Raw genomic sequence first — 12,257 nt, forward strand, 5'->3', positions numbered from 1 at the left:
CCACCGATCACCCGTCCGAAATCCGCCAGCGCCCGGTCGGCCGCGTCCATACCCTCGGGGCTATGACGAACCAAGCCACCCCGGCTCGACCGCGCCTTCTCCCGACCGTCGCCGCCTGTGTCACCGTCGTGCTCTGGGCCTCCGCCTTCGTGTCGATCCGCAGTGCCGGGGCGGCCTACTCGCCGGGCGCGCTCGCGTTCGGGCGGATGTCGGCCGGGGCGCTCGCGCTCGGGCTGATCTGTGCCGTACGGCGGGTACCGCCGCCGCCCAGGTCCGCCTGGCGCGGGATCGGGGTGTCCGGCGTGCTGTGGTTCGGCTTCTACATGGTCGCCCTCAACTGGGGCGAGCAGCAGGTGGACGCGGGGACGGCCGCCCTCGTGGTGAACGTCGGCCCCCTGCTGATCGCCCTGCTCGGCGCCCGGCTGCTCGGTGATCCCATGCCGCCGCGGCTGCTCGCGGGGATGGCGGTGTCGTTCGCGGGCGCCGTGACCGTGGGGCTGTCGATGGCAGGCGGGGGCGGCTCCTCGGTGCTGGGTGTGGTGCTGTGCCTGCTCGCGGCGGTGGCCTACGCGGCCGGTGTCGTCTCCCAGAAGCCCGCGCTCGCCACGGCGAGCGCGCTCCAGGCGACGACGTACGGGTGTCTCGTCGGCGCCGTCGCGTGTCTGCCGTTCGCCGGGCAGCTGGTGCACCAGGCCGCCGACGCGCCCCTGTCCGCCACCCTGAACATGGTGTACCTGGGCGTCTTCCCGACCGCGCTCGCCTTCACGACCTGGGCGTACGCCCTGGCCAGGACCACCGCCAGCCGGATGGGCGCGACGACGTACGCCGTGCCGGCGCTGGTGGTGCTGATGTCGTGGCTGGCCCTCGGCGAGGTGCCCGGGCCGGTCACCCTGGCGGGCGGCGTGCTGTGCCTGGCCGGTGTGGCGGTGTCCCGGTCCCGGGCGCGGACGCGCGCTCCCCGGACCGTGACCAGGGCCGGGGAGCCCCGCTCCGAACAGGTGCCGTGACGGCCGGTCAGAAGACGACCAGCGCCCGGCCGCCCTTGCCCGCGGTCATGTTCTCGAAGGCCGCCGGGATGCCCTCCAGGGCGATGCGTTCGGTCACCATCGCGCCGAGGTCCAGGCGGCCGGCCCGGACGTGTCCGGCGAGCACCGGCAGGTCGCGGGCCGGGTCCGAGTTGCCGTAGACGCAGCCGGACAGAGTGCGGCCCCAGTGGAAGAGCTCCAGGGCGTTGAAGGTGACCTGTTCGGTCTTGGCGCCGATGCCGACCACCGTCGTACGGCCGCCCCGCCGGGTGGACTCCCAGGCCGCGCGGATGCTGACCGCGCGGCCCGCGCACTCCACGGCGACGTCGACGCCCTGTCTGCCGGTCAGGGCGCGGATCTCGCGGGGCGTGGTGTCGGAGGCGAGGACGTAGTCCGTGGCGCCGGCCGCGCGGGCCAGCCCCTCCTTCTCCGCGGAGACGTCCACGGCGATGATCGTGGACGCGCCCGCGATCCGGGCCGCCTGGACGGCGGCCAGACCCACCCCGCCGGCACCGAACACCGCCACCGTCTCGCCCGGCCGGACCCGCGCCGAGTGGTGGACGGCGCCGTACCCGGTGAGGACCGCGCAGCCGAGGAGGGCCGCGTCGGTGAGCGGGATGCCGGCGGGGAGCGGGAGGACGCAGGACTCGGCGACCACGGTCTCCTCGGCGAAGGCCGCCACGTTCAGGCCGGGGTGCAGGTCGGTGCCGTCCGCCGTGCGGGCGTGGACGTCGGCGGAGCCGTTCAGCGCGTTGGCGCACAGCCAGACCTCGCCGAGCGCGCAGGCGTGGCAGCTTCCGCAGGAGGGCGCCCAGTTGAGGACGACGGGGTCGCCCGGCGAGAGCCGGGTGACCCCCTCCCCCACGGCCACCACGGTGCCCGCGCCCTCGTGGCCGAGGACCGCCGGGACCGGCACCCGCATGGTGCCGTCGGAGAGGGAGAGGTCGGAGTGGCAGACGCCGGCGGCGGCGAGCCGGACCCGGACCTGGCCCGGGCCGGGGTCCGGGAGTTCGATCGCGGTGACCGACAGCGGGGCGCCCACGGCGGGCAGTACGGCGGCTCGGACCGTGAAAGTCATCGCAGCGGCCTCCTCAGAACTGCAGGGACTTGGTCTGGAGGTACTCGGCGAGCCCGTGCGCGCCCAGCTCCCGCCCGACGCCCGACTGCTTGTAACCGCCGAACGGGGCAAGGGGGTTGAAGCGTCCGCCGTTGATGTCGACCTGTCCGGTGTCCATGCGCCGGGCGAAGGCCACCGCCTCCGCCTCGTCCCCGGCCCAGACGGCCCCCGCGAGCCCGTAGACCGTGCCGTTGGCGATGCGCAGGGCGTCCTCCTCGTCCTCGTAGCGCAGGATCGACAGAACCGGGCCGAAGATCTCCTCCTGCGCGATCGTCATCTCGGGGGTGACATCGGCGAAGACGGTCGGGCTGACGAAGTACCCCCGCTCACGCGGGCATTCGGGGCCGCCGGCAACCAGCCGGGCCCCCTCCGCGACGCCCTTCTCGATGTAACCGCGCACCCGCTCCTGCTGTTTGGCGCTGACGACCGGCCCGATCCGCTCGCCGTACTTGGCGGCGGCCGCCGCCGCCAGCTCCACCGCCTCCTCGTACCGGTCGGCGTGGACCAGCATCCGGGTCCAGGCACTGCACGTCTGCCCTGAGTTGGACATCACGTTGGCCACGCCGACGTTGACGGCCCTGGCGAGGTCGGCGCTCGGCAGGATGACGTTGGCGGACTTGCCACCCAGTTCGAGGGCGACCTTCTTCACGGCGGCCCCGGCCACCGCGCCGATCTGCCTGCCGACGGCCGTGGAGCCGGTGAAGGAGACCAGGTCGACGCCCGGGTGCTCGGCGAGGGCCTGCCCCGCGACCGGGCCGAGGCCGGTGACCAGGTTGAACACACCTGCCGGGAAGCCCGCTTCGTGCACCGCCTCCGCGAACAGCTGGGCGGTCAGCGGGGTGTCCTCGGCGGGCTTGAGCACGACCGTGCAGCCGGCGGCGAGCGCCGGGGCGGCCTTGGCGACGATCTGGTGCAGCGGGTAGTTCCAGGGCGTGATCGCGCCGACCACACCCACCGGCTCCTGGTAGACGGTGGAGTTGCCGACCTGCTCCTCGAAGGAGTGGGTGGCCGCCAGTTCGGCGTAGGAGCCCGCGACCGCGATGGGCACGCCGGCGTGGACCGCCTGGGAGAGCTGGGGCGGTGCGCCCAGTTCGGCGGTGACCGTCTCGGCGATCTCGTCCTTCCGGGCCACGAGCACGTCGCGCAGGGCGGCGAGCCGGGCGGCCCGCTCGGCGGGCGGGGTCGCGGCCCACGCCGGGAGGGCGGCACGGGCGGCACGTACGGCGGTGTCGACGTCCAGCGCGCCACCCGCCGGGACCCGCCCGACGACCTGCTCGTCGACCGGGTTCACCACCTCGATCACGTCCCTGCTCTCGGCGGCGCGCCAGTCGCCGTCGATGTACAGGCCGTCATGTGCCTTCATGCTGGTTCCTCCCGGCAGGGCTGCGTCGTCCGAGTCACAAACTAGCGGCGATAGTTTTAGTGCGCCAGACATGCCCGGGGACCATCAGAAGCCGACCCGGGCGCGTTCGTCGACCCTGCCCACGCTCTCCTGCGCGAAGGCCTTCTCGTAGGCCCGCCGGATCTCCTCGATCTTCCGGTCACTGCCCCGCGCCCCCGACTCCGGATACAGCAGGATCAGCACGTACGACCGCTCCTTCTCGATCGACCCGTGCGCGTCCCGCCACTGCCCGCGCCCGTCCTGCACGGTGAGCCCGCCGGGGAACTCCGGGGTGACCTCCTTGTCGACGAACGCCGTGAACTGCCGGTCGGTGACAGCGGGTCCGCCGTCCGGTCGGGCGGTGCCGAAGAGCAGCCGGGTCTCGACGTACGGCTCGCCTCGCGCCGACGCGGCCCCGGAATGGCCGCCGGCCAGCGCGGTGTACGCGCCCGGAGTACCGGCCAGCAGGATCCCGGCCACCGCGAGGGCCGAGCGATGACGACGAGAATGTACAGGCATGCCCCATTTCTAGAGGGCCTGCCCATCCCAGGTCCCGGCTTCCCACCGGAGTTCACCCGTCCAGGCCGGTCGGCACGGCTGGACCGCGGCGCCCCGTCAGGAGCACGGGGCCGTATCGGATCTGCGGCCCCGCCGCGCGCGGGCGCGACAGGCCACGACGGCGCGGCAGCCGCTCACGGCACAGCCACCCCCACCCCCTGCGCACCCCCGGTGGAGATCGCACCGCCCTCACGACCGCTCCGCCCGCTCACCGCGTCGCGGTCAGGTGGGCGAAGACCACCACGTTGCTGGTGTAGCCGGTCCTCCGGCTGAAGAGACCTCCGCAGGTGATCACCCGGAGTTCGGGACGCGGGGTCGGGCCGTACACCTCCTTGTCGGGGAAGTCGGCCTTGTCGTAGACCTTCACCCGGTCCACGGTGTACTCGGCGGTACGGCCGTCCGCACGCCCGGCCTCGATCCGTTTGCCCGGCTTCACCTGGGCGAGTGCCGCGAAGACGGCGGGCCCCGTGGTGGTGTCACGGTGGCCGACGGCGACCGCGAGGCCGGACTCGCCCGGCGTGGCGCCGCCCTGGAACCAGCCGACCAGATTCTGCTTGTCGACCGGCGGTGTCTCCAACTGCCGGTCCCGGTCGAGCCGGACGCCGACGACCGGCGCGTCGACACCCAGGAACGGGATGCGCAGCGACGTCGGCCGGGACCGGGGCAGCGGGCGGGGCGGGGGCCCCGGGCGGGCCCCCGCGCCCGGGCCGGCCGCCAAGGCGTCCGGCCCGTCCGGTACGGTCGGCCCGCCGTCCCCCCACCACCGGACCACGGTCACCAGGACGATCGCCAGCACGGCCGTCCTGGCGAGGCGGTAGGCGCGGGTCCGGTACCAGGGCCTGCGTCTGCGCCTACGCGGCGCCATGGGGGCGACGGCGGATCAGCCGGACGTACACCACGCCACTGGCCGCGACCAGACTCACGGCCGTGGCCGCGGCCAGCGGCGAGAACGCGGCCGCCGGGTCGGCGAGACCGCCGCCGCCCGCGTGCACCCCGCCCTGCGGGCCGTCGCGGTCGCCGCCCTGCACCCAGGCCGTGTCGTTGCGCTGGCTGTCCTCGATCCGGCCGTTCGAACCGTTCTGTTCGCCCGGACCGATCTGCCCGTTCACACCGTTCTGGCCGTTCTGGCCGTTCTGCTCGCCCTGCCCGTTCGCACCGTTCTGGCCCTGCGCCCCGTCCTGCCTGCCGTCATGGCAGTTGACCCGGAAGATCTTCTCCTTGCGCGCGCCGTTCGCGCCGTCCACGGTCCACGCGATCTTGTACTGCCCGTCCGCCAGCCCCAGCGGATCGGTGTGGCCGGCTCCTCCGGCGAGCTGGATGCTGCCGGTGACGCTGGCGGCGGTGGGCAGCGGGGGCTGCGGCGTGATGGTGTAGTCGATCACGGTGAGCGTGTCGAAGTTGACGGCGTCGAGGTAGAACTTGCAGACGACCGGGTCGTCCTTCGAGACACCGAAGGGCACGCCCACGCGGTGGACCCTGATGTCACCGTTCTCCCCCTGGGCCGCCGCGTTCGGCGCGGCCACCCACGACGCGCCCGCCGCGGCGAGGGCGGTGAGGACGACGGTGGCGCCCGCGCGGGAACCGGTGGTGCGCGGATGTGTGAGCGTGGGCATGCAAGCTCCTCCGATTAGATGATTTTCATACAAATCGACCTTTCGTCTGGACTGTCACCCACGCACTCCGAGGACCGCGGCAGCCACGTGCGACGCGCCGTCAGATATCGCTCGTGCGGCGCAACGGCCGGGCCCCTGGGCAGCGTTTGCGGCCGTGCCGGCCGGGACGGGGACGGCGGGCACCGGCGAGCACCGGCGGGCTGGACCTGTGCGGCGGCCGGGCGAGGACCGAGGCACGGGCGATCTCCACGGCGCGGACGCGGTGGGCCTGACCGGCCTCGGCGGGCACCGGGGGCGCTCCGGTCGGGGCGTTCGGGCCGGCCGTCAGTCCAGAACCCGGGCCAGGTACGCCTGCAGGAGTTCCCGCATCTCCGCGATGATCTTCTCGTCGCCCTCCGGGTCCATCCGGAAGGACAGGTGGACCAAGGTGTCGGCCGTCTCCACGGCGACGAGGAACGTGCGGCGCAGGGCCTCGTCGGAAGCACGGCCGATATAGCCGGAGAGAAGATCCGTCAGGCGGTCGGCGACCCTGCGGTTGGGTTCGGAGTGCCGGGCGCCGACCGGGATCTGGTTGCCGAAGTCGACGAGGGAGAAGCCGGGGGCGGTGCGCTTCATGGCCAGGTACTCGTCGAGCACCGCGTCCATCGCGGCCCGCCAGCCCCCCCTCGGCGCGTCCTTCAGCCGCTCGGTGACCCGCTCGGAGAACAGCTCCAGGTTGCGCTGGGCGAGGGCGTCGGCCATCTGCCGCTTGTTGCCGAAGAAGCGGTAGACCGAGCCGATGGGCACCCCGGCGCGCACCGCCACGGCCCGGGTGCTCAGCTCGTCGTAGCCCACCTCGTCGAGGAGGTCGGCACAGGCGTCGAGGATCCTGGTCAGCCGTTCGGCGCTGCGGCGCTGCACGGGCGCTTTGCGAAGCGATGTCGCTTGGGGCACGGGCTTCATGATGCCTTTCCGCCGGGACCGCGGGAACCTCGCCCCCCAGTACGCAGACGGATGGCCCATGCACTCATCCGGCGTCCTGGCTGCTCGCGACGGTGCCGGTGGCCGAAGGAGCGGCGGCTTTGGCCGCCGATGCCGACGGTGTGGCCGTCTCCGCGCCCGACGCGGTGACGTCCGCGGTGCTCTCCACCGGCTTGCCCCGCACGGCCCAGACCGTGCCGTCGTCCGCGTAGAGCCGGGCGGTGATGTGGTGGGTGCCGTGCGGGACCAGGCCGACGGGCAGGTGGTACGCGGCGGTGCGCAGCCGCGCCACCAGGCCGCCGTCGACGAAGAGACAGGCCAGGCCCCGGCCGACGACCGCCTTCGCCGCGGTGCCCGCCGGCGAGAACCGGAAGCGGTGCACGTCGAGCCGGACGTCCCAGCCGCCGGCGGCGTCGGGGGTGACCACCGTGTCCACCTCGGGCGCCCGCTTCCTGTCCAGCTCGCGGTAGTGGCGCCCGCTCGCGTCCGTCTCGTCGAGGATCTTGCCCACCGGCGAGGGGGACGCCGTGCCCCGCCGCCCGTGCGCGTCCCCGCTCGCGCAGCCCGCCGCCGCGACCAGCAGCAGCACGCAGACCGCGAGCGCCCCCGGCAGTCCACGCGTCCACGACATGACCGGGAGCGTAGAACAGCGCGCCGAAGACCGGATCCCCCTCAAGTCGGGTTCTCGCCGTCCCCCGCCGGGATGATCCGGGCCCTCTTGCACCCGGCCCCGCTCAATCCTACGGTGTTGCATAGGAATCGATGGCGTGCCGACAGGTTCAGGGAGCGAACATGAGCGATGGGGGCACCTCCCGCGCGAGCGTGTACGAGCGCGAGCGAGAGCGCGGGGAAGCGCGGAAGACCGCCGAGGGGCTGTCGTACCTCTCCGGGTTCGGCAACGAGCACTCCTCCCAGGCGGTGCCGGGCGCCCTGCCCGAGGGCCGCAACTCCCCGCAGCGCGCCCCGCTCGGCCTGTACGCGGAGCAGCTCAGCGGCAGCGCCTTCACCGAGCCGCGGGCCCACAACCGCCGCTCCTGGCTGTACCGGATCCGCCCCTCGGCCGCCCATCCGGCGTTCACCCGCGCCGCCGGCAACGGGGCGCTGCGCACCGCCCCCTTCACGGACCTCGCCCCGGACCCGAACCGACTGCGCTGGAACCCGGCGCCGGAGCCGCCGCCGGGCACGGACTTCCTGGCCGGCCTGTGGACCCTGGGCGGCAACGGCGACGCCACCCAGCGCACCGGCATGGCCGTGCACCTCTATCACGCCGACGCCTCCATGACGCGGGTCTTCTCCGACGCGGACGGCGAGCTGCTCGTCGTCCCGGAGCACGGCGGACTGCTGCTGCACACGGAGTTCGGTCTGCTGCATGTGGAACCAGGACACGTGGCGCTGATCCCCCGTGGGGTCCGCTTCCGTGTGGAGCTGCTGGAGGACACGGCCCGGGGTTATGTGTGCGAGAACTACGGCTTGCCCTTCCGCCTTCCCGACCTCGGCCCGATCGGCGCCAACGGCCTCGCCAACGCCCGGGACTTCCTGGCCCCCGTCGCCGCCTACGAGGACGTGGCGGGTCCGGTGGAGGTGGTCAACAAGTTCTGCGGCAACCTGTGGACCGCCACATATGACCACTCCCCACTGGACGTGGTCGCCTGGCACGGCACACATGTGCCGTACATCTACGATCTCCGCCGTTTCAATGTGATCGGCACCATCTCGTACGACCACCCCGACCCGTCGATCTTCACGGTGCTGACGTCGCCCTCCGACACCCCCGGCCTCGCCGGCGTCGACTTCGTGGTCTTCGCGCCGCGCTGGCTGGTGGGCGAGGACACCTTCCGGCCGCCGTACTTCCACCGCAACGTGATGAGCGAGTACATGGGTCTGATCGAGGGCGCGTACGACGCGAAGACCGCCGGAAAGGGGGGCTTCGTGCCGGGCGGCGGGTCCCTGCACAACATGATGTCCGCGCACGGCCCGGACCGGGAGACGTTCGACCGGGCGAGCGCGGCCGAGCTGCGGCCGCAGAAGGTGGACGACGGTCTGGCATTCATGTTCGAGACCCGCTGGCCGGTCACCCTCACCCCGCAGGCGGCGGCCGCCGAACATCTCCAGCCGCGCTACGACGACGTGTGGCAGGGCCTGGAACGGCACTTCCGCCCCTTGCACTGAAGATCCCCCACCGGTACGGATGGCCCGTGACCTCCTTCGCCCCGGACTCGATCGTCCTGAACCGCAAGCTGCCGCTCTGGTACCAGGTGTCGCAGTCGCTGCGCGCCTCGATACTCGGCCGCTCGCCCCGGGACCCGCTCCGGCTGCCCACCGAGGAACAGCTCGCGGAGCACTACGGCGTGAGCGTGCTGACCATGCGGCAGGCGCTGAAGGAACTGGAGGACGAGGGCCTGATCAGCCGGCACCGCCGCCGCGGCACCTTCATCGAACCGGACGCCCGGCGGGGCACCCCGGTACGGCTGCTCGGCTCGGTGGACGCGATCGTGGCCCAGCAGTCCGGCATGACGGCGCGACTGCTGGACCACGGCACGGTGCCCGTCACCGGCGAACTCACCGAGTACTTCCCGGACCTCGCCCAGGTGGCGGCGTACCACCGGCTGCGCAGTGACGAGCAGACCGGCGAGCCCACCAACCACGCCCGCAACCACGTCCGCCCCGAACTGGCCGAGCGCATCGACCCGGAGGACCTCGCCCGCTGGCCGATGACCAAGGTGCTCCGGGACGTCGTCCGCGCGGACATCAGCCGCATCACGGACACGGTCGAGGCCCGCCTGGCCGACCCGGAGACCGCCCGGCTGCTCCAGGTCCCGCTCCTCAGCCCGATCCTGCACTACACGGGCGTCACCTACGACACCGCCGGCCGGGTCCTGGATCTGGCCGTCATCCACTACCGGGGCGACCGTTTCTCCTTCACGGTCACCCTCGACGCCACCTGAACTCGTCGTACGATGCCGGGCGTGACGCACGACGACGCTCCGCTGCTGGCGGACCTCATGCCGTGGTCCGTCGCACCACTACGGCTCGGCCGGGGGTGGCCGACGGCTCCCGTCCCGGCGACCCTGAAGGCCCGCTGGGACGCCCTTCTCAAGGCCGAGGGCACCGACCGGGAGACGTTGTTCGAGCCGACACGATCCCGGTCGGTGCATTCAGCGGTGGCCCAGCTACCGGGCCGGCCGACCGGCACGGAGAGACTGGAGCAGGCCTCGTCCCCCTGCCCGGAGCCGGTCCGCGTCCTGGCGGCCCCCTTCGACGAACAGTGGCTGCTCCCGGACCACCGCCTGATCGACGCGGCCCGCCCGGAGTTGTGGCGGGTGGCGGACGACCACCAGATCTTCGCGGTGGAATCGGCGGAGGGGATGCCTGTGCTGGCGACCTCCCTCCTGCCCACCCTGCGCACCGGCCGCATCCGCCCGCTGTACCGCCGGCCGGGGGGCGAGGAACCGAACCTGGCACCGGGGCTGCCGGCCTACCTGGCCGACCGGCTGGGCGGACACCCCACTCCTGTGGACGTCCTGGCCTGGATCCTGGCGACGGTGCGCGCCGACCACACCGTGCCGCTGACCGGGGACCCCGACCTCTGGTCGAGAGGCGTGGCACTGGGCCGCCGGGCCCTGTGGCTGCTGCGCCGCGACGGCGAACGCCCCCGGCTCCCGGGCGGCCGCCGCCCGTACGTCCGGGCCCCGCTCCCCGCCCGCCCCGGCACGATCCTCTACGACCCCGAGGAGGAGGCCCTCCACCTCGACGAGGGCCGCATCTCCCCGGTGCCGCGGGAGGCTTGGGACTTCAGGACGGGCGAGGTACGGGTCCTGGAGGCGTGGTTCACCACCCGCGTACACCAGGGGGAACCGGGCACCCTGTCGGCGATCGGCCCCACGACGTGGCCGCAGCAGCAGACCTCGGAGCTGCTGGAACTGATCACGGTCCTGACCCTGCTGGCAGACGTCCGCGCGCAGCGGGCCGCCCTGGAGATCACGACACGGATCACGGCGGCCGACCTGACGGTGGCGGGCGTTCTCCCGCCGCCGGAGGCGGCCCGCAAACCGGCGTCGATCCTGGAGCACACGGAAGAAGGCCCGGCAGGTCAACTGACGCTGCTTTGACATCCTCCCCTCCCTGGCGGGGAGGGGATTCCTGGCTCAGGCTGCCTCCGGGAGCAGCGCTCCCGGAGGTCTTACGCCCTCGACACCAGCCGGGTTGAGACCAGCCCGGACCAGCATCACGCGGGCGGAGTTCTTGTCCCTGGGAGACACGGCTCCGCACGCGGTGCAGGTGTAGGTACGTTCCGAAAGAGGAAGTGCGTGCTTGGTTCTCGCTCCGCACGACGCGCAGTCCATGCTGGTGTGCGCGGGATGCACGAGGCGGATGTCCCGCCCGTGCTTGCGGCCCATCTCGATCAGGGCCGTCTTGGTGGCACCGATCGCCGCGTCTGCGGCTTTACGGGCCATAGTGGTCCTGGCCAGGAACTTCGGGCGGAAGTCCTCGACGGCGATGGCATCATGGTCGCGGACCACACGCTTGGCCCACTTGCGGGCGGTGTCCTGCCGCTGCCGGGCCACCTTCTTGTGCAGTTTCGCGGCCTGCCGCTGGGCTGCGCGGTATCCCTTGGACGCGGTCTGCCCCTTGGCGGGGCGGCGGCGGGCCATCATCCGTTGGTAGCGAGCGAGTTTCTGTGCGGCGTTCTTCCCATGCCGGGCATGTGGGAGGTCGTGGGTGTCGGAGGTGGTGGTGGCGGTTTCCTTGACGCCCCAGTCCACGCCGAGCACGCGGCCCGTGGCGGGAAGCGGCTGCGTTTCGGTGGCAACGACGAACGAGGCGTACCAATGCCCGACCGCGTCGCGGTGCACGCGCACCGACGACGGGACGGCCGGTAGGTCACGGGACCACACCACGGTCAGGACGATGCCCCCGGCCAGGTGCAGGCGGCCGTCCTTCAACCGGAAGCCCCGGGTGGTGTAGTTCAGCGTAGGCAGCGCCTCACGCTTCTTCTTCACCCTCGGCATCCCGGCGCGCTGCCGCATCGGCAGTCCGGCCCTGATGTCCTTGACGGCCTTGGTGCGGGATTTGGCGAAGTCGCGGATGGTCTGCTGCTGCGGCACCGAGGCACCCTCACGCAGCCACGCCATCGCGGCGCGGGCCTCGGTCAGTATCTTGTCGAGCTGGGCCGGGCCACACGTCGTCTTCTCGGCCGCGTCCCGGTTCAGGGCGTGGACCTTGTGGGACATGGCCACACACTCGTTCCACACCCACCGGCAGCGCGCCCACTCGGCCATGAGGCCCGTGTGGGCGGTCGACGAGACGCGGAGTCGGTAGGTGTACCGGGTGCGCCCGGCATCCTCCCGCCGCTCCTGCGGTGTCGCCATGGCATCATTTTAGCATGGAAGACGAGAAGCGGATCTCTCTCCGCCTGCCAACGGAACTGCACACGCGCCTCGTTGAGGAAGCCCGCACTGACCGGCGGTCCCTCAACTCTGAGATCGTCCACCTGCTTGAGGTCGCACTCGGCCCGGCGAGTGGAGACGACCAATCGCCCTGACGGCAATTGCTCTTTCCTTGCCCTGCTCCGCAGGGGGCCGATCCCTCCCCCGTCTGAAGGC

13 protein-coding genes are annotated in these 12,257 nt (G+C 72.6%); 5 read left to right on the forward strand and 8 right to left on the reverse strand.

The features are described 5' to 3' along the window. The first annotated feature begins 62 nt into the window (after window positions 1-62). Entirely contained in the window at window positions 63-1,007 is a 945-nt protein-coding gene (locus AB0P24_RS02000; RefSeq protein ID WP_365790026.1) for a DMT family transporter, read from the forward strand. A 7-nt stretch (window positions 1,008-1,014) separates the two neighbouring features. Here AB0P24_RS02000 and AB0P24_RS02005 read toward each other — a convergent pair whose 3' ends face one another. From AB0P24_RS02005 to AB0P24_RS02035, 7 genes are all read right to left on the reverse strand, one after another. After that, window positions 1,015-2,103 (reverse strand): Zn-dependent alcohol dehydrogenase, encoded by a 1,089-nt coding sequence (locus AB0P24_RS02005; RefSeq protein WP_365790028.1) that lies wholly within the window; start codon window positions 2,101-2,103, stop codon window positions 1,015-1,017. A 13-nt stretch (window positions 2,104-2,116) separates the two neighbouring features. Then, a complete protein-coding gene (locus AB0P24_RS02010; protein ID WP_365790029.1) occupies window positions 2,117-3,505 on the reverse strand; it encodes an aldehyde dehydrogenase family protein in 1,389 nt (462 codons plus the stop codon). Window positions 3,506-3,589: 84 nt separating this feature from the next. Next, the gene (locus AB0P24_RS02015; protein ID WP_365790031.1) at window positions 3,590-4,042 is read right to left on the reverse strand and encodes a DUF3574 domain-containing protein; all 453 of its coding nucleotides are present in this window, start codon (window positions 4,040-4,042) and stop codon (window positions 3,590-3,592) included. A gap of 247 nt (window positions 4,043-4,289) precedes the next feature. Further along, the gene (locus AB0P24_RS02020; RefSeq protein WP_365790033.1) at window positions 4,290-4,946 is read right to left on the reverse strand and encodes a class F sortase; all 657 of its coding nucleotides are present in this window, start codon (window positions 4,944-4,946) and stop codon (window positions 4,290-4,292) included. Further along, the gene (locus tag AB0P24_RS02025) at window positions 4,933-5,694 is read right to left on the reverse strand and encodes a hypothetical protein (RefSeq protein WP_365790035.1); all 762 of its coding nucleotides are present in this window, start codon (window positions 5,692-5,694) and stop codon (window positions 4,933-4,935) included. Before AB0P24_RS02025 ends, AB0P24_RS02020 begins: the two co-directional genes overlap by 14 nt. A 324-nt stretch (window positions 5,695-6,018) precedes the next feature. Continuing rightward, window positions 6,019-6,636: a TetR/AcrR family transcriptional regulator gene (locus tag AB0P24_RS02030; RefSeq protein WP_365790038.1), complete on the reverse strand. Its 618-nt coding sequence runs from the start codon at window positions 6,634-6,636 to the stop codon at window positions 6,019-6,021. Window positions 6,637-6,700: 64 nt separating this feature from the next. Beyond that, window positions 6,701-7,285, reverse strand: a complete 585-nt coding sequence (locus AB0P24_RS02035) for a hypothetical protein (RefSeq protein ID WP_365790041.1) — start codon at window positions 7,283-7,285, stop codon at window positions 6,701-6,703. Between the two features lie 161 nt (window positions 7,286-7,446). Here AB0P24_RS02035 and hmgA point away from each other — a divergent pair, with 161 nt between their 5' ends. The 3 genes from hmgA to AB0P24_RS02050 are packed head-to-tail and all read left to right on the forward strand — an operon-like array spanning window position 7,447 to window position 10,763. Next, the gene (gene hmgA / locus AB0P24_RS02040; RefSeq protein ID WP_365790043.1) at window positions 7,447-8,823 is read left to right on the forward strand and encodes a homogentisate 1,2-dioxygenase; all 1,377 of its coding nucleotides are present in this window, start codon (window positions 7,447-7,449) and stop codon (window positions 8,821-8,823) included. Between the two features lie 26 nt (window positions 8,824-8,849). Then, entirely contained in the window at window positions 8,850-9,599 is a 750-nt protein-coding gene (locus tag AB0P24_RS02045; protein ID WP_234531322.1) for a GntR family transcriptional regulator, read from the forward strand. A gap of 12 nt (window positions 9,600-9,611) precedes the next feature. Further along, window positions 9,612-10,763 carry a type ISP restriction/modification enzyme gene (locus AB0P24_RS02050; protein WP_365790045.1) on the forward strand — a complete coding sequence of 384 codons (1,152 nt, stop codon included), beginning with the start codon at window positions 9,612-9,614 and terminating at the stop codon, window positions 10,761-10,763. Between the two features lie 36 nt (window positions 10,764-10,799). Here the strand turns inward: AB0P24_RS02050 and AB0P24_RS02055 are convergent, their stop codons facing one another. Continuing rightward, window positions 10,800-12,023: a transposase gene (locus AB0P24_RS02055; RefSeq protein ID WP_365790047.1), complete on the reverse strand. Its 1,224-nt coding sequence runs from the start codon at window positions 12,021-12,023 to the stop codon at window positions 10,800-10,802. A gap of 14 nt (window positions 12,024-12,037) precedes the next feature. On the opposite strand from AB0P24_RS02055, the gene AB0P24_RS02060 reads away from it, so the two are divergent. Beyond that, window positions 12,038-12,196 carry an Arc family DNA-binding protein gene (locus tag AB0P24_RS02060; protein ID WP_365790049.1) on the forward strand — a complete coding sequence of 53 codons (159 nt, stop codon included), beginning with the start codon at window positions 12,038-12,040 and terminating at the stop codon, window positions 12,194-12,196. The last annotated feature ends 61 nt before the right edge of the window (window positions 12,197-12,257 follow it).

The sequence above is a fragment of the Streptomyces sp. NPDC086519 genome (genome assembly GCF_040686075.1).
GTDB classification, from domain to species: Bacteria; Actinomycetota; Actinomycetes; order Streptomycetales; family Streptomycetaceae; genus Streptomyces; species Streptomyces shenzhenensis.

Coding starts and splice junctions, on each gene's coding strand:
- AB0P24_RS02000 (WP_365790026.1), top strand. CDS start 63: ATGACGAACCAAGCCACCCCGGCTCGACCGCGCCTTCTCCCGACCGTC.
- AB0P24_RS02005 (WP_365790028.1), bottom strand. CDS start 2,103: ATGACTTTCACGGTCCGAGCCGCCGTACTGCCCGCCGTGGGCGCCCCG.
- AB0P24_RS02010 (WP_365790029.1), bottom strand. CDS start 3,505: ATGAAGGCACATGACGGCCTGTACATCGACGGCGACTGGCGCGCCGCC.
- AB0P24_RS02015 (WP_365790031.1), bottom strand. CDS start 4,042: ATGCCTGTACATTCTCGTCGTCATCGCTCGGCCCTCGCGGTGGCCGGG.
- AB0P24_RS02020 (WP_365790033.1), bottom strand. CDS start 4,946: ATGGCGCCGCGTAGGCGCAGACGCAGGCCCTGGTACCGGACCCGCGCC.
- AB0P24_RS02025 (WP_365790035.1), bottom strand. CDS start 5,694: ATGCCCACGCTCACACATCCGCGCACCACCGGTTCCCGCGCGGGCGCC.
- AB0P24_RS02030 (WP_365790038.1), bottom strand. CDS start 6,636: ATGAAGCCCGTGCCCCAAGCGACATCGCTTCGCAAAGCGCCCGTGCAG.
- AB0P24_RS02035 (WP_365790041.1), bottom strand. CDS start 7,285: ATGTCGTGGACGCGTGGACTGCCGGGGGCGCTCGCGGTCTGCGTGCTG.
- hmgA (WP_365790043.1), top strand. CDS start 7,447: ATGAGCGATGGGGGCACCTCCCGCGCGAGCGTGTACGAGCGCGAGCGA.
- AB0P24_RS02050 (WP_365790045.1), top strand. CDS start 9,612: ATGCCGGGCGTGACGCACGACGACGCTCCGCTGCTGGCGGACCTCATG.
- AB0P24_RS02055 (WP_365790047.1), bottom strand. CDS start 12,023: ATGGCGACACCGCAGGAGCGGCGGGAGGATGCCGGGCGCACCCGGTAC.
- AB0P24_RS02060 (WP_365790049.1), top strand. CDS start 12,038: ATGGAAGACGAGAAGCGGATCTCTCTCCGCCTGCCAACGGAACTGCAC.